Raw genomic sequence first — 14,613 nt, forward strand, 5'->3', positions numbered from 1 at the left:
CTTCCGCATTTGAATTTATTCCCCGGGATGATGGACCCACGTAGGTCCGTTTCTTCTACTTTTCGTCTACGATCCTAGAAACTATCGATTTTACGACGATCTGCGTGACATCGTTTCTCCCACAGACGAGGAATGGAATAAAGAATATCCCAACTACCCCACCGGAACCCCTGTTGATACAGTCGACCTCGTCAATGCGATCCTGGACGTCGGCGAACGGTTTTACGCCGATATCGCCTCAAGGACTTTCGTCTGTGGAACCGGGCCGGAAGCGCCCGGTGTCTCGGAGTTCAAAGAAACACTCGACACGGCAAAGGAGTACGTGCAGAATCACGTGGTCAACCATCAGATAGTTCGGTCACGCCCCCGGGGTGTAGATCTCCCGGAGGGGCTCATCAACAAGCACGTCCTCGGGACCGAGCGTGGGGAGCCGGGGATGAGAGTGACCTTCTTCCCGCTTGGGCATGAGGTGAGGCCGGGAATCGTCACGCCGAACGCCATGACCCTGGAGGAGCTCGGTCAACTCGTCGACGAAAGCATGCGGTATGGTACCAAAATGCAGGGCCGCGGTGATTGGGTGTACATCCACCATCCCAATGCGTACGGGATTGATGAAATGCGAACTGTTACGAAACCTAATGGGGAGTTCAAATCATCGTACCCGAAAGAGGGGCCTAATGTTGTAGATTACTGGGAACCAGAGATATGGGAGGTGTGACCAATGTCTGACGTCCGCATTGATTTCACGATTTACGACAATGTTCCCCTTTCCCGTCGGAGCCCTGATGATATTCAGGGAGGCGTCCGGATCGTTGTCGACGGTATTGTCGTCACGCGGTTCGATGCGCCGGAACGGGACGAAGGATTCCGCGGAGACTTCATCTACTCCCTTTTAGCCGACTGGCTCTGGGCCAGTCGGAAAATGCTGTCGCATGCCCCGCACATCAGCGAGCTCTACGACGAGCCTTCCGCATTTGAATTTATTCACAGAGAGGGACGGACTCATGTCCGGTATTTCCATTATAGAAATGTCGGTCCGGCGTATCGGTATGATTACGATCTGCGTGAGAACGTTCGCACCACGTATGAGGAGATGAATAAGAAATATCCCAACTATCCCACCGGAACCCCTGTCGATACGATCGACCTCGTCAATGCGATCCTGGATGTCGGCGAACGGTTTTATGCTGATATCGCCTCAAGAACCTTCGTCTGTGGAACCGGGCTGGAAGCATCCGGTGTCTCTGAGTTCAAAAAAGTACTTGATACGGCGAAGGAATACGTAAAGAATCACGTACGGGATTGATTGCCAATCCCGACTGTGTTTCCCGGACCCGGGAGCCTTTCTTGGCCTAGGAGCGACGCCCCCCTCAGTGGCGTGCTTGTTTTTGGCGGTATCCACGGTGGTGGTATCGCTATCCCCTGTGGGAATCAGCGAGAGGCAATGTTCTCCAGATCACGCATGCCGGCGGCAAGATCGGGATGTGGAACCATGATGCGGGCATCACCAGCGACACCAACGGCGAAGAGGCCGGGCAGATGGTCATGGTCGACGGGAAGATCTGCTTCATCCTCGTGAGCGACCCGAACAGCGTCGATGGAGACGGGGATGGGGTCAGTGACGTACTCGAACTTACGGAATACGGTACCGACCCTCTGGCGCGCGACTCGGATCGTGACGGCCTGACCGACTCCTATGAACTTGAGAACGGGACCGACCCCACCAACCCCGATACCGACGGTGACGGGTGGGTCGATGGAAAAGACGGCGAACCGCTCGATGCTGGCACGCACGCCTACAGCCCGCAGCGTGCGGCAGCCGAACTGGTCCTCGGGTTCACTCTGGGTGCCTATGCCGAGGAGAACCACGACAACGTCTACTACCTGATCGGCTCGTCACTGAGCGGCATCCTCGTTTTCGGCGACATCCGGGACGCCGGGGTGTACATCGCCCGGGGAGACAAGCAGATGGCGCTTGTCTGCCTCATCGGGCTGGTCCCCGGCGGCGGCGACGGTGTGACGTTTGCCAAAAATGCTGCCAAGTACGTCGATCCGCACCGTTTCTTTACTCTGATGCCAGAATACAGAGTGCCTATCGCCAAAGCTATCTGGGGGAGCGGTTTGAACGATGCGGGCAAGATTGGCATGCTTGATGAGGCGTTCCTGGGGTTGGGGACGAGGGTCTTCAGGACAGGGGATGGCGTTACTGTCGATGACGTGCTCAATCTCGTTCGCGATGGGTCAAAGAGGCTCTCGCCGACCGAGATACAGAGGGTGGTCAAGCATGCGGACGGAACCATGATCTGGCTGGAGGATGGTACGCTGAAAGCGGCGGACGGGAAGATCCTGGGGTCAGTAGATGACGTTGGTGGAAGCGGGTGGATACACATCGAGAATAACCACATCGTCCGCTGGGATAAAGATGAGGTCGCTACAAACCAATTCGCCGGGGCGTTTGGGAAGGACTTTGAGAGCGAAGAGGCTATAAGGAACCTGATCATGGATGGCGCAAGGACGGGGCTGGCGGACACAAATAATCCGATGACGTTCTGGAAGAGAGTCGACGCGGATCACTTCCTGGAGGTCGGGGTTGGCAGTAACGGATATATCGTTACGGCGCATCCACGATCTCTCGAAGATCCGGATTTTCCCGCCCACGTTAAGGATATGTTCAATATACCTAGGTGACGCAGATGTTTCGAGGTGGGATAAAAGCAAAGATCCTGAGAAACACTCCGGTTTCAGTGGACAAGTATAGCGGGCATGTGTTCGACCAGAGTGTCTCTATCGAACTGCAGGGTGATACGATAATTGACCTGTTCGACCCTGATCTGCGGAGTAAAGATGATATGGTGGGCACGATCAAGACGGTCGGTATTCTGGCGTTTGCCGCCCATGTCGCAAAACTTCCTTCGCCGGTGAAAAGGGTCGAGTCAGAGCCTCCATTTTTTGGCGAGATCGTCTATATCGACGCACAATACAAAAGTCTGTACGTTGATGTTGGTCCGGGTACGATCGTCGTCGGTCTCTGCCACGAGGAACGCGACACCTTTCCCGATTACCGGGTCGGGGACTACGTCCGGGTTGGACCGAGCCGACTGGACTTCGTCGGTGCGTGGGATCTGGACGGCGGGGGGGGAAGCGGCTGGGCTCACATCGTGGCCAACTACGTCGATACCCCGGCGAGCGATCAATTTTATTCCGCGTTCAGTCTGTATCATGTGCACCGGGAAAAGATTAAAGATCTTATTATGACCGGCGCGCGGGATGGCGTCGCGAGTGGGAAGAACATCTACCGGTATCGCGAACCTGTTTCCGGGAGGGTGCTGCACCTGCTCGTTGCCGATTCCGGCTATCTCGTGACGGCGTATCCCGAGACGCCCCGCATCCCGGACGGATCGCTGAGAGAGAGCCTCAAGGTTCCTGTCCGCGTCGTGGCCATACGACCGGACGCTGAATACGAGGGGAAGATGTATACGCAGGTCGTACGTGTTGAATTCACGAACGGTACTAGGATCTCCGTCCTCGACGACGACCTGCTCTGCACGCCCGGGATGATCGGGCAGACTCGGAACGTCGTTCTGAGCATGCTGGGCCGTCTGGAGAGACAGAACGTCACCGATCAAGAGGTGTACGCGGAACCTGCAATGCCGCTGATCGAGATCAACGGCCGTGTCGATGCGCTCATCGACCCCGACGATCCGGCAGAGGCCGAGTGGGGATACATGGCCGTCGTTGACTTCGGGTTCGGCAAGGTTCTGGTCGAGACCAATAGCGAGTATTTCCTTAAATTAAAGTTGCAGGAAGGGGATCGTGTCCGCATCGACGGCCGTGTCGATCTGCGCGGGATCGAATAGGTCCGATCTCCTGTTCTCCCCTTCTCTGGGGCTGTTCCAAGACTCACGGGATCAGCAGACCCAGAGCGGGATCACCACGACAGAGGATCTGACCGGTTGGTGGTGGGAGTTCCGTCTCACCACCAATCCGCTCCGGTCCAACAGCGCCCATTGGTTCAACGGCGGGGCGTCGTACCTGCCGGGCCACTACCTGATCAGCTGTAGAGGCAACTACAACAACGCGGTGATAATGCCGGGGTGGATGGACTGGCGCATCGCTTCGAAACTCGCATGGGACGACTACGGCAACCTCGGCATGGCCGTCCGCTACACCGACTTGGACGGTAGTCTCCTTCGTTCTCTCAGAGAAGAGAAGGGAGTTTTCCCTGTTTTCTCCTATTTTCTCCCCAGGAGAAGAGAAAAGAGTTTTCCCAACTTATCCAATAAACTTCCTGTGCGAATACTTAACATTTAACTGATTGATCATCGCGTAGTGCGTGGTAGCGGATTTAGAGTGCAAATTTATCCGTTCTGCTGCCCGGGCAAGAGTATGAATACCCTGCCGTCAGCAATGAAGCTACGCTTATTACAAACTCTGCGCCGACAGCCAGAGGTCCTGAACGATTTTTGTTTTCCGACGTTGCGGCATATGTCAGGAATTTCTTACCCACACCAGTATCGGCCATATATTCAGGTATTGATATTTTATCCACATCACTACCTCCCCTATCTCCCCGCAAGACCCTTGAAAAATATTCTCAGTGTTTTTAAGTCCCTAAACGTGAAACGGCCAGCGTTATGGCGTCGCCTTGACATGGCGGAGACCGATCGTCCACTTTAGATAATTTAATATATTTATACTCATATGTGTAAAAATGGAGGTGATACACCATGCCAGGATTTGACGGAACCGGACCCTCCGGTCGCGGCCCCATGACGGGCGGCCGCCGGGGCCGGTGCGTTCCCCCTCCGGCGGCGGAAGGCGAGTCTTCCGCGCCGGTGCTTCGTGGCGCCGGTCGCGGCGGCATCTCGTGGGGATGCGGCTGCGGTTTCTGCGGCGGTCGGGCACGCGGTCGGGGATGACCCCCGTGCCGGAGCGAAGGCACTATCTGCATGTGGGACGGAGCTCTTCTCCAGAGATGATACCATGAACGAGAGAGAGCCCGGCGGAGGATGTGGTCGCCGCGGACGCGGCCGGCCCCGGGTCCGCCGGATGATCGGAGACCCGGGAGCGTTTCGCTGTTTCGGCCCGCTCTGCGGAAGGCCTGATGAGGTCGTCATCGTCCTTCCCGAGGAGGTGGAGGCGTTGCGGCTCGTCGATCTCCAGGGGCTCGAACAGGAAGAGGCCGCTCTCGCCCTCGGCATCTCGCGTAAGACCCTCTGGCGCGACCTCCACGAGGCGCGGAGGAAGGTCGCCGACGCCCTGGTGCACGGGAAGACGATCCGGATCGTCGGGTGCGGCCGCCGGGGGGAGGAGGGGTGCCCGGATGACGAGGGCGGCCCCTCCCCGTGACCGGTCTCTCCTCCCCGGCGTGCGGATATCTGACAGCCCGTACCGGCTTCGCTGATTTTGGTCGAGCCGGAACACTGTTTTCAGGGGCTTTTTCCGAAGAAGGAGATCCGGGTTACGCCGTCTCCCACCACATGACCACCACGTTGTTTGTCTCGACGAACGTGCCGTCTGCATCGGCGTGCGGGAGGATCAGGTCCCGGATGCGTTTCGCCACGTCCTCGTCGACCTCGACGAACCGGCCGATGAAGGACGCCGTCGAACGGACTTTCTCCTCAAGAGTCATTGTATTGGTGAACGAGAAGTGCGTGACGTTCAGCAGCCTGCCCCATTCCCTGAGGATGACGTAGGCGAAATAATCGCCGTCGGGTTCGAACTCACCGGCATACTCTCTGCCGGTAATCTGCGAATAGACTTCCTTGACGAGATCGCCTCTCCCGGCAGGCTGCACGACCGCGCAGTACTTCTTGGAAGCATTCTCCATCTTCTCCAGATGCTCTTCAAGGTCCGGGATCATCCAGAGGAAGTGCGAGCAGAATACAAGGTCGTACCTGCCCCTCAACGCTTCGTCGTCGGTGCGCAGCCAGTTTTTGTGGATCACGTCGACGTTGTCGCATGACTCTTCGCGCAGGTTCTCCTCGAGATGCGCGATATTTTTCAACGAAAGGTCGACGGCGGTGATCATTTTCACCCGTTTCGAGAGGGGGACGGTCACCGTCCCTGGCCCCGGCCCGATCTCAAGCACCTCTGCGGACCGATCGAGAAAGCCGGAGAAGATCTCGGTGGTTTTTCTCCCGTACTCGTATTCGCCTTCCTTGACTCTTTTTGAGAAATCTGAGGCGGTTTTTGTCTTTATGTCGGGGTCGAAACGGAGTTTCGGACCTTTGAACCTCTCACCTAGGATCGCTTCCCGTGCTTCGTTCCAGTTGATCCGGTATTTTAAGTTGCGCCTCTCTCCGATCATGACAGAGTATCTTCCCGAACGATGGGATAAACGTTAAGTATGTGACATTTATCTTGCGGGGGTGAAGGGGGCGGAGCGGGAAGACCCCGGACTTCAGGGTGGGGATGACACGGCACAACCCAAAGGGTTGTGCCTGTCAGGAAGATGCTCCGCATCTTCCGTGAAGCGGCGCCGCCCTTCGTCATATGTCTCAGGGTTTACCAGAAACAAAGAAGAATATCCGTGGCTCACGGAAGTGAACTCCCAGTCGCTCCAGAGCGCGAACAAGAATCTCGACAACGCCTTCACCCGGTTTTTCCGCGAGAAGAAAGGGTTTCCCCGGTTCAAGTCGAAGAAGAATCCAGTACAGTCGTTTCAGGTGCCTCAACACTATCGGGTGGACTTTGATCGGAAACAGATCCGACTTCCGAAGATTGGTGAGATCAAAACTGTATTCCATCGTCACTTCGACGGGAAAATGAAGACAGTTACGGTCTCAGTCACTTCAACGGGGAAGTGGTTCATCAGTATTCTCGTTGATAATGGGGAACCTCTCTCGAAACCGGCGTCATTCGCCGCCGATACGACACTCGGGATCGATGTGGGGTTAACCAACTTCGCAACGTTCTCGAACGGGGAGAAGGTTGCAAATCCCCGCCATCTGAAAAATTCATTACAGCGGCTGAAGGTGTTGCAGCGACGAGTATCACGGAAGGTGAAAGGATCGAAGAACCGGAAGAAAGCGATTCAAATAGTAGCCCGATGCCATGAGAAGGTTGCAAACCAGCGAAACGATTTCCTGCATAAACTCTCTAATCGAATCGTGAGCGAGAACCAAGCAATAGCAGTGGAAACGTTGAATGTTGCGGGAATGCAGAAAAACCATTGTCTGGCACAGAGTATCAGCGACGTATCATGGAGTTCGTTCTTCCGAATGCTCGAATACAAATGCGAGTGTTACGGCAAAACCTTACTAACGATCGGGCGATTCGACCCATCTTCAAAAATCTGTAATCGATGCGGGTATCTCAATCGGGACCTGCGACTCGCGGATCGAGAGTGGACATGCCCCGACTGTGGCACTCATCATGACCGCGACATCAACGCGGCGATCAATATCAAGAAGTTTGCCCTGCAAGATCAGAATCTTGTCGGGGTAACAGGTGCGGAACGCGCCATCGAGCCTGTGGACTCGCTCCCGTTGGGGAGGGGGATGAAGCAGGAAGCCCCCCCCTTAAGGGCGGGGTAGTTCACCCAAACTCGGCAGGGTATCTGCGTCGTTTTGGAACGGAACCTGCCCCTGTTCCGTCGGAGCCCCGTGGTAATATCAATACGCATTCAAACAACAGTTTGGGGAATAATTCAAGCGTCAAAATTCCCGAAAAATATGAGAAGAGAGTGCTTCTAGATCTTCAATCTGAACGTGTATGACTATTTCACTCCCATCTCGAGCAACCGGTTAGAACTTTCATCGAATGACTGATGGATTGTAAAGTATTGCACCCGTCCATCGTTGATACACTCTCTGACTGCACGTTCTCTTTTACTCAAATCGGCTGTTTTACCGGTTTTAATCTCGACGAACACCACTTTCTGTACTTTCTCGCCGTCGGACAGTCCATCAAAGACGATGAGATCAACCGGAGTTCCCAAAAATCGTGCATCCTTTGGATTGTAGGGAAAGTCAGGAAAATACGGGATAAGGCACTCCGTAACCTTTCCACGGGTCACCGATTGACTCCGTTTTACCGCATCGGTGCGGATGTTTCCCTCTTCGTTTTGTCTCCACTGTTCAAATTGAATCATTGCTTTTTCGTCCGAAAGCCGTTCGAGCTCTTTTTCTTTCCATGTTTCAATATCTTCTCGCTCCTTCTGGCGCCAGGATTCAAATATTTCCCGTGCCTTTTGTTCGATTTGGCCTTGAACTTTAGAAAACTTGTAAAATAATACCAGAACCGCGAGGAATAACAAGAGGATTACAATCCACTCGATCATGATCTCTTAGGAAACTATTTCGTCTCGGGAGATAGGCCTTTCTAACGGATTTTAGTTCAAAACACTAAAAACTGGCAAATACATGGGCCCGGAGGGATTCGAACCCACGACCGCCCGGTTATGAGGCGAGAGGTTGAAACGTTTCCAGAGAAAATAAATCGGAGAGAATCGCGGGGAGATGCCTCTGTTTCCGGTGACGACCATTCTTATGTCTTTACTCTCGAAGACTTAGAGTCTTATATCCGTGAAGCCATGCCAGAAGCGCGGCCCGCGACCATAAAGGGAGTTACCACGGCTGTTAAACAGTTTCTGACCTTTGGAGAGGCCATAAAGAAGAAGGTAGGCGCGCGAAACAAACTTGAGGCGCTGGAGGCCCGCGTGACGTTCTCGACGATAAGGGCTTACAACAACCACTTTAACGCACTCAAAAACGATACGGCATTTGACTACACAAGGGCGTTCCTGCTCTACTATGCCAAGAAGTGGGGAGATCCTGTTTTGCAGGCATGGGGAGAGTCGCTTGTTCACACATACCAGGAGCGTAAATCCCTCTTTGCCAAACCGGGTGAGAAGGCCTCTATTGAGTGGGGAGATGTAGAGAAGGATCTTAAGACCTACTACTCTGTGGTGACCAGCCCGGCCACGAGGACCAAAGAACAGAGGACAACCGCTTTTAGGTGCATCGCTACGCTTCTCTTCGGTGTCACTACTGGAATGAGGCCGGCAGAGATGGAACGTATTGATTGGGAGGAGATTAAACACGGCATAGAAAAGGGGTATTTCATCCTCACAGCCGAGAAGGCCAAGACCCGCGCCGACCGCGTGACCCCTATACACCCCGCGATAGCACCTTACTTGCAGGTGCTATCTCATCTCTACAAGAACAAACCCTTTGACACCCACAATTACCGGAAATATCGGGCGAGAGACGGAGCAACGCTTAACATCGGCCAAACCCGCAACTTTGCCGCGAAGTATTGGCCGGATAAATACCGCATCAAAGAGAAGATCCGCATCGCCATCATGGGGCATGACGAAGGTCAGATCATGCGGGAGATCACGGCGGAAGAGAGGGAGGACTCTGTTAAAACCGAAGTCACTGATACGCATTACCGGAAGTACGGTATTGAAGAGATCACCGCCCACTACATGGAAACTGTAGGTAAGAATTTCCGTCCCATCCCGAAGGGGATAGACCTTAAGGTGATAGAGAAGAGCCTTGAAGGCGACATGAAATATAATGCCCTGAAAGAGTGACTGCCTCTCGCACCCTCTTTTTCCAGGCATGATTATCCGGCCCTCCTGAAGATCGCCCGGTATACGCAATCCTCAGAGGCGGTTTTCATCGAGAAAAGAGGATTTAGCCGGCATTCTGCCGTATACCGTATCTGCCGTAGAATACCGTCGGTTTTGCATTCGGAAAAATTCCTTTGATGAAGTCCCGTGCGGCTTCGGGTTCTGGGTCAGATTCGAATGCATAGAGCACGCCGCTGTTGCCGTGGGTGTAAAGATTGCCGTTGTTGATGGGCGAGGTTCCGCCACCTCCGGGATAGAACCAGATGACCTCTCCGGTGAAGGCATCGAGGCAGAACATCCGGTCGTAGTTCCAGACTGGCATCGAATATGACTCCCCTCCCACGTAGACCTTGCCGTCTGCTATTGCGAGTGACCGGGTCCAGAGGTTTCCCGGCCGCTTCCGCCAGGGCCGGACCGTGCACGGTGATAGTGATGCAGGCGCGGAAGAACTCCGCACGCGACGAGAACCCCATGTACGGGATCTGCTCGTCGAGGATGGGGAGATCATACTCGTCCACGAAGAAATTCACCCGTATATCACTCATCTTGACCCTCTTGCGAATACTGCTCTGGGTGTTCATCCAGGTGGTTCCTGATGAGTTTCATGATCGTAGGGCTGGCATTAGATGGATGCACAGCCTTAAATTTCGACCATACCTCTTTGTTTCTCTGGCTTACAGAGAGCGTGATGTTTTCAGCCAAGTCTCAACTCCTTCCGCGAAGTGCGGATTGTTATCAGTGCTGTTAAAGCACTGCATACACGAGTATGTTGCACATGTATTTATGAGTGTTGTTTTATATCGCCTGCCGCCTACCAGATACTTAGAGAAAAATGGGATCAGAATCGAAGAAATATCAAGTCGCGTGTCGTGTGAGTAGGGAAATATATGGAAAAGTAAAGGCCCTAACTCAAGGAGAGGACCCGCCGTTTGAGAGCGTCAGCGAATATCTCTACAGCCTCATCATGGCAGACCTTGGACGCCGGGAAATGGGTGTTGACGTAGTAGCCTACCAGTTACTCGAACTTCTGAAAAAACCTGAGATCCAAGCAGAGATTAAGCGCCTTCTGAAGTAGGCATGTATTTTGAGTAATGAGTAATGAGTAAGACTCACTTCTGTTCTAGGGGATATCCCCATAATTTTCTGACTGATATCAGTTCCTCACGCAGTTGTTATCAGAGACTATATATACAAAGAATAACATATGCTACAACGCGATGTGAATAACACACCCCTCCTCGGGGTGGAGGGTGTGAACCGAACAGACCCCCATACATCTTTTTTCTGAACTTCACTCTTACTCATTACTCAAAATACATACGTGGGTGAGAGGGTAAGACCCGGCCATCAGGCAGGGTCATTTAGGATTTCTTTTATCCGTCCGATAATAGCAGGTGACAACAGCGCCCGGACGAGTGGATCGTTGTAGTTTATATGTGCATCTCTGTGCCCCCGTGCGTCGGAGTACTGCCCGTGAAGGCTCTCCTTCGCCATACCTTTTGCGCGCCTATGATCAGGTTCCGGGGTCACGGCCGCACATCGTTCCGATGATGCTTTCAGGGTCATAGGCGAACCCATTAAAAGGATAGGGTGGTCTTTGCGGTTAAATCCCCAACCGTGCGGTGTGAAAGTGAAAGAGTGTTAAAGCAACTTTTGTTGCATATCAGACTTGCATTGCAAGCCTGCATAGCGCCTTTAGTTGCGCGGTCCCGGCCTGACTACTTCACCCCCGCCCAAAACTATATCTTTCCAGATACAGACATCATCCTGTATGCCGACGAAGACGGTAGTCGAGCGGAAGAAGGCAACCCCGAAGACTAAAAAAACCCTTACTCAGGCTGAAATCCAGGCCAGCAAGGACAGACTGCACGCAGATATACGGGAATCTAGATCGGGCGGATATGTCCCTCTTTCTGAAATCGAAAAGAAATTAGGGCTATAAATCAAGGTGCGGGTACATCTGATGGGCCTTCGTGAAGGTCACAATCAGATCGACCCCGACAAATGTTTTTTCCTTCGTTTTCACCACCCTATAGAATACAGTATATCCCCGTTGAACGTGTAATCGGTGGAGGTACCTTTCCCCCTTCATCTTCTTTTTATCACACTGTTGTATCCGGTCGAAGAGGTGTTCACCCAGGCAAGATTTGATCGTCTCGATGATTAGTGCTGCATCCCTCGGGTTCCTCTTCCCGAGTTTCACAAGATATTTCTCTACCCCCTTTGCCCCCATAATCTCATATTTCGTCATGCGCCTCCCTCAGACCTCGACGCCCCGTGCACGCAGCGCGGCGATCACACCCTGCTCTGCGGCCTCTGACATGGGGATACGCTCCTCTCTTGCGAGGAGGTAGACATTCTCACGGATGTAGATGGATGTCTGCTGAAATACCTCTCCCTTTGCGTTGATTCTCTTCATAGCCTGTACGTGGTGGGTATTGCCTCTTAAAGAAGTAGCAACAAAACAGCGGGGGCCTCCCCCGTTTTGTTGCTATCCCGTTAAGCCCCCTGCGCAGAGATAAGTTACCTGAGGCTGTGCAGACAGATACAGCACTGTGCGGACAGTAGAAAAGAAAGCGGAGAAAAGAGAAAATGGCAAACGAAAAGAAATACGAGCGAAAGAGGAGAAGATTGAACATCACCCTATCAGATCAGGCGCATGAATTTCTAAAGAACCGGGTTACGAATGCGTCTAAATTCATAGAACAGTTAATAATTAGCGCTGAACAGGGCATTCAAGCCACGATTGTGACCCTTTCCCCGATTAAAGGTGGGCCCGGAGGGATTCGAACCCACGACCGCCCGGTTATGAGCCGGGCGCTCTGACCGGACTAAGCTACGGGCCCGGAAACAAACGCCCAGGTCCACGAGATCGGGGAACGACGTGAAATACTCCGGTTCCTCACATCCGGAAAGACCATGGTGCATATAAATGTCGCCCTTGAATGATAAATACGTTGTGCGCGCCGCCCTTACCCCTCCCGCGTCGCCTCCTCAGCGCCCCGGACGACCGAGAGCACCTCCTGTTTCTTCTCGTCGAGGAGGTCCCGCGTCTCCGCCTCCAGGTTCAGCCGCACCACCGGCTCGGTGTGGGATGGACGGATGTTGAACCACCAGTCCGGGTAGTCCACCGTCAGCCCGTCGAGACGGTCGAGGTCTGCGTCCCGATAGTGCGCTGCAAGCGCCGAAAGAACCGCATCGGGCCTGCTCACCCGGAGGTTGATCTCCCCGGTCGAGGGGTAGCGGTCCAGCGGCCTGATGAGTTCGGAGAGCGTCCGACCGCTCGCGGCGAGGATGTTCGCAACGTACACCATCGTCAGGAGCCCGTTGTCGGTGAAACCCATCTCCCGGTAGTAGTAGTGTCCGGAGAGTTCCCCGGCGAAGATTGCGTTCTCCTCCCGCATCCGGGCTTTGATAAAGGCGTGGCCGACCCTCGAGCGGACGCCCCGCCCCCCGGCCTCCCTGATCACCTCCGCGACGGCCCGGCTCGACCGGAGGTCGTAGAGGATCGTCGCTCCCGGGTTCTCCTCGAGCAGGAACTCCGCGATGAGTCCGGTCACCAGGTCCTCCCGGACGTGCTCGCCCCACTCGTCGATAAACCCGCACCGGTCGGCATCGCCGTCGAACGCCGCCCCCATATCCGCTCTTTCCGTCACCACCCGGTCCTGGAGGGCCCCGGTGGTCCCGGGGTCGAGCGGGTTTGCGTGGTGGTGGGGGAACCGCCCGTCGGGGTCCAGGTAGAGCGGGATAAGCCGCCACGCCGGGACCCGGGAGAAGAGGAGGGGCACCTCAGGCCCGACCATCCCGTTCCCCGCGTCCACCACGACCGTGAGCGGCCGGGGGTTCCGGACGAATCCGGCCACCTTCCCGATGTAGGAGTCCAGCATATCGACCTTGCGGCAGGACCCGCCGGCGCGTACTGCCGGTTCTTCCCCGGCCATCGTCTCGAGGAGCGGCAGCCCCCGGTCCCCGGAGAGCGGGACTGCGTCTTTCCCGGCGAGTTTGAGCCCGTTCATTTCCCCCGGGAGATGGGAAGCCGTCACCATCGCCCCGCCGTCGAACCCTCCGGCGATGACGGCGTAGTTGAGGAGTGGGGTGCTCACCCGTCCCGCATCGGCGACCTCCACCCCTGCTTCAACCGCCCCCTCGACAAACGCCCGGGAAAGCGATTTCGACGAAAGCCGCATGTCCCGCCCGACGACGACCCGCTCCGCCGCAAGGAGCCGGACGAAGGCGTTCCCGATCCTCTTCGTCGTCGTTTCGTTGAGTTCGTCCGGGTAGCGCCCCCGGATATCGTATGCCTTGAAGATCCCCGCCACGCTCACGCCTCCCCCCGGAGCGGCGACATCTGCCTGAGGCGTTCGATCACCCCGGGAAGGACCGAGAGGACGTAATCGACGTCGTCCTCCGTGTTCCGGGAGCCGAGGGTGAGCCGGAGCGAGCCGTGCGCCTGCTCCGGGGGAAGACCGCAGGCCGTGAGGACGTGCGAGGGCTCAAGCGTCGCCGAGGTGCAGGCGCTCCCCGTCGAGGCGGCAACGCCGAGCGCGTCGAGCGAGAGCAGGATCGACTCGCCCTCCACGTAGCGGAACGCAACGTTCACGTTGTTCGGGAGCCTCTCGACCGGGTGGCCGTTCAGCCGGGAATCCGGGATAGTGTCCAGGATACCCCGGATCAGCCGGTCCCGCATCGCGGCGAGCCTGGAGGCCTTTGCGGGGATATCTGCGGTCGCAAGTTCGATTGCCCGCCCGAGCCCGACGATTCCCGGGACGTTCTCGGTCCCGGCCCGTCGACCGCGTTCCTGCGAACCGCCGTCCATGAACGTCTCGATCCGGGTTTTCTTCCGGATGTAGAGCGCTCCCGTTCCCTTCGGGCCGCCGAACTTGTGGCGCCGAGAGCGAGAGGAGGTCGGCCCCCATCGCCTCCACATCCACCGGAAGGGCACCGATTGCCTGGACAGCGTCGGTGTGGAACGGGACCCTGTGGTCGTGCGCGATCTCCGCTATCGCACGAACCGGCTGGATCGTCCCGATCTC

General features: G+C 55.5%; 18 protein-coding genes, 1 tRNA gene and 1 pseudogene. 11 read left to right on the forward strand and 9 right to left on the reverse strand.

Features of this window, described 5'->3' with window-relative positions; genetic code table 11:
* Positions 1-322 precede the first annotated feature (322 nt).
* From BRA42_RS04255 to BRA42_RS04275, 5 genes are all read left to right on the forward strand, one after another.
* A complete protein-coding gene (locus tag BRA42_RS04255) occupies positions 323-718 on the forward strand; it encodes a hypothetical protein (RefSeq protein ID WP_342772085.1) in 396 nt (131 codons plus the stop codon).
* A gap of 3 nt (positions 719-721) precedes the next feature.
* Entirely contained in the window at positions 722-1,306 is a 585-nt protein-coding gene (locus BRA42_RS04260; RefSeq protein ID WP_342772086.1) for a hypothetical protein, read from the forward strand.
* 176 nt (positions 1,307-1,482) lie between these two features.
* Positions 1,483-2,688, forward strand: coding sequence for a hypothetical protein (locus BRA42_RS04265; protein ID WP_342771745.1), 1,206 nt, complete (start codon positions 1,483-1,485; stop codon positions 2,686-2,688).
* Positions 2,689-2,849: 161 nt separating this feature from the next.
* A complete protein-coding gene (locus BRA42_RS04270) occupies positions 2,850-3,857 on the forward strand; it encodes a hypothetical protein (RefSeq protein ID WP_342771746.1) in 1,008 nt (335 codons plus the stop codon).
* Positions 3,814-4,311 (forward strand): hypothetical protein, encoded by a 498-nt coding sequence (locus BRA42_RS04275; protein WP_292410990.1) that lies wholly within the window; start codon positions 3,814-3,816, stop codon positions 4,309-4,311. The genes BRA42_RS04270 and BRA42_RS04275 overlap by 44 nt, the downstream gene beginning before the upstream one ends.
* Before the next feature lie 34 nt (positions 4,312-4,345).
* Here the strand turns inward: BRA42_RS04275 and BRA42_RS04280 are convergent, their stop codons facing one another.
* Positions 4,346-4,549, reverse strand: coding sequence for a hypothetical protein (locus tag BRA42_RS04280; RefSeq protein ID WP_292410989.1), 204 nt, complete (start codon positions 4,547-4,549; stop codon positions 4,346-4,348).
* Positions 4,550-4,727: 178 nt separating this feature from the next.
* Between BRA42_RS04280 and BRA42_RS04285 the strand changes: the two genes are divergently transcribed.
* A complete protein-coding gene (locus tag BRA42_RS04285) occupies positions 4,728-4,919 on the forward strand; it encodes a DUF5320 domain-containing protein (RefSeq protein ID WP_292410988.1) in 192 nt (63 codons plus the stop codon).
* 64 nt (positions 4,920-4,983) lie between these two features.
* On the forward strand, positions 4,984-5,349 hold the full coding sequence (locus BRA42_RS04290) for a DUF134 domain-containing protein (RefSeq protein WP_292410987.1): 366 nt from the start codon (positions 4,984-4,986) through the stop codon (positions 5,347-5,349).
* A gap of 112 nt (positions 5,350-5,461) precedes the next feature.
* Here BRA42_RS04290 and BRA42_RS04295 read toward each other — a convergent pair whose 3' ends face one another.
* Positions 5,462-6,310 (reverse strand): class I SAM-dependent methyltransferase, encoded by an 849-nt coding sequence (locus BRA42_RS04295; protein ID WP_292410986.1) that lies wholly within the window; start codon positions 6,308-6,310, stop codon positions 5,462-5,464.
* Positions 6,311-6,470: 160 nt separating this feature from the next.
* Between BRA42_RS04295 and BRA42_RS04300 the strand changes: the two genes are divergently transcribed.
* Complete coding sequence (locus BRA42_RS04300; protein ID WP_342772094.1) at positions 6,471-7,538, forward strand: RNA-guided endonuclease TnpB family protein; 1,068 nt, start codon at positions 6,471-6,473, stop codon at positions 7,536-7,538.
* Between the two features lie 182 nt (positions 7,539-7,720).
* On the opposite strand, the gene BRA42_RS04305 is transcribed toward BRA42_RS04300, so the two are convergent.
* Positions 7,721-8,284, reverse strand: coding sequence for a Holliday junction resolvase-like protein (locus tag BRA42_RS04305; RefSeq protein ID WP_342772087.1), 564 nt, complete (start codon positions 8,282-8,284; stop codon positions 7,721-7,723).
* Between the two features lie 252 nt (positions 8,285-8,536).
* Between BRA42_RS04305 and BRA42_RS04310 the strand changes: the two genes are divergently transcribed.
* Positions 8,537-9,541 (forward strand): hypothetical protein, encoded by a 1,005-nt coding sequence (locus BRA42_RS04310; RefSeq protein ID WP_342772088.1) that lies wholly within the window; start codon positions 8,537-8,539, stop codon positions 9,539-9,541.
* A 103-nt stretch (positions 9,542-9,644) separates the two neighbouring features.
* Here BRA42_RS04310 and BRA42_RS04315 read toward each other — a convergent pair whose 3' ends face one another.
* Positions 9,645-9,902 (reverse strand): hypothetical protein, encoded by a 258-nt coding sequence (locus BRA42_RS04315; protein ID WP_342772089.1) that lies wholly within the window; start codon positions 9,900-9,902, stop codon positions 9,645-9,647.
* Positions 9,903-10,451: 549 nt separating this feature from the next.
* Between BRA42_RS04315 and BRA42_RS04320 the strand changes: the two genes are divergently transcribed.
* Both BRA42_RS04320 and BRA42_RS04325 read left to right on the forward strand, forming a co-directional pair.
* Positions 10,452-10,655 (forward strand): hypothetical protein, encoded by a 204-nt coding sequence (locus BRA42_RS04320; RefSeq protein ID WP_342772090.1) that lies wholly within the window; start codon positions 10,452-10,454, stop codon positions 10,653-10,655.
* 696 nt (positions 10,656-11,351) lie between these two features.
* Positions 11,352-11,522, forward strand: coding sequence for a hypothetical protein (locus BRA42_RS04325; protein WP_342772091.1), 171 nt, complete (start codon positions 11,352-11,354; stop codon positions 11,520-11,522).
* On the opposite strand, the gene BRA42_RS04330 is transcribed toward BRA42_RS04325, so the two are convergent.
* The 5 genes and pseudogenes from BRA42_RS04330 to BRA42_RS04350 form a co-directional block, all read right to left on the reverse strand.
* Positions 11,517-11,831 carry a hypothetical protein gene (locus tag BRA42_RS04330; RefSeq protein ID WP_342772092.1) on the reverse strand — a complete coding sequence of 105 codons (315 nt, stop codon included), beginning with the start codon at positions 11,829-11,831 and terminating at the stop codon, positions 11,517-11,519. The two genes, BRA42_RS04325 and BRA42_RS04330, sit on opposite strands and share 6 nt — an antisense overlap.
* Before the next feature lie 9 nt (positions 11,832-11,840).
* Positions 11,841-11,999 (reverse strand): hypothetical protein, encoded by a 159-nt coding sequence (locus BRA42_RS04335; RefSeq protein ID WP_292410982.1) that lies wholly within the window; start codon positions 11,997-11,999, stop codon positions 11,841-11,843.
* A 352-nt stretch (positions 12,000-12,351) separates the two neighbouring features.
* Positions 12,352-12,426: transfer RNA gene (locus BRA42_RS04340), tRNA-Ile, on the reverse strand.
* Between the two features lie 126 nt (positions 12,427-12,552).
* Positions 12,553-13,899 carry a phosphomannomutase/phosphoglucomutase gene (locus tag BRA42_RS04345; RefSeq protein ID WP_342772093.1) on the reverse strand — a complete coding sequence of 449 codons (1,347 nt, stop codon included), beginning with the start codon at positions 13,897-13,899 and terminating at the stop codon, positions 12,553-12,555.
* Between the two features lie 2 nt (positions 13,900-13,901).
* Positions 13,902-14,613: pseudogene (locus BRA42_RS04350) on the reverse strand (aminotransferase class V-fold PLP-dependent enzyme); the annotation flags it as partial.

This window comes from Methanoculleus sp. UBA374 (genome assembly GCA_002508705.1).
In the GTDB taxonomy this organism is placed as follows: Archaea; Halobacteriota; Methanomicrobia; order Methanomicrobiales; family Methanoculleaceae; genus Methanoculleus; species Methanoculleus palmolei.

Coding starts and splice junctions, on each gene's coding strand:
- BRA42_RS04260 (WP_342772086.1), top strand. CDS start 722: ATGTCTGACGTCCGCATTGATTTCACGATTTACGACAATGTTCCCCTT.
- BRA42_RS04265 (WP_342771745.1), top strand. CDS start 1,483: ATGTGGAACCATGATGCGGGCATCACCAGCGACACCAACGGCGAAGAG.
- BRA42_RS04270 (WP_342771746.1), top strand. CDS start 2,850: ATGGTGGGCACGATCAAGACGGTCGGTATTCTGGCGTTTGCCGCCCAT.
- BRA42_RS04285 (WP_292410988.1), top strand. CDS start 4,728: ATGCCAGGATTTGACGGAACCGGACCCTCCGGTCGCGGCCCCATGACG.
- BRA42_RS04290 (WP_292410987.1), top strand. CDS start 4,984: ATGAACGAGAGAGAGCCCGGCGGAGGATGTGGTCGCCGCGGACGCGGC.
- BRA42_RS04295 (WP_292410986.1), bottom strand. CDS start 6,310: ATGATCGGAGAGAGGCGCAACTTAAAATACCGGATCAACTGGAACGAA.
- BRA42_RS04305 (WP_342772087.1), bottom strand. CDS start 8,284: ATGATCGAGTGGATTGTAATCCTCTTGTTATTCCTCGCGGTTCTGGTA.
- BRA42_RS04310 (WP_342772088.1), top strand. CDS start 8,537: ATGCCAGAAGCGCGGCCCGCGACCATAAAGGGAGTTACCACGGCTGTT.
- BRA42_RS04315 (WP_342772089.1), bottom strand. CDS start 9,902: ATGCCAGTCTGGAACTACGACCGGATGTTCTGCCTCGATGCCTTCACC.
- BRA42_RS04325 (WP_342772091.1), top strand. CDS start 11,352: ATGCCGACGAAGACGGTAGTCGAGCGGAAGAAGGCAACCCCGAAGACT.
- BRA42_RS04330 (WP_342772092.1), bottom strand. CDS start 11,831: ATGACGAAATATGAGATTATGGGGGCAAAGGGGGTAGAGAAATATCTT.
- BRA42_RS04335 (WP_292410982.1), bottom strand. CDS start 11,999: ATGAAGAGAATCAACGCAAAGGGAGAGGTATTTCAGCAGACATCCATC.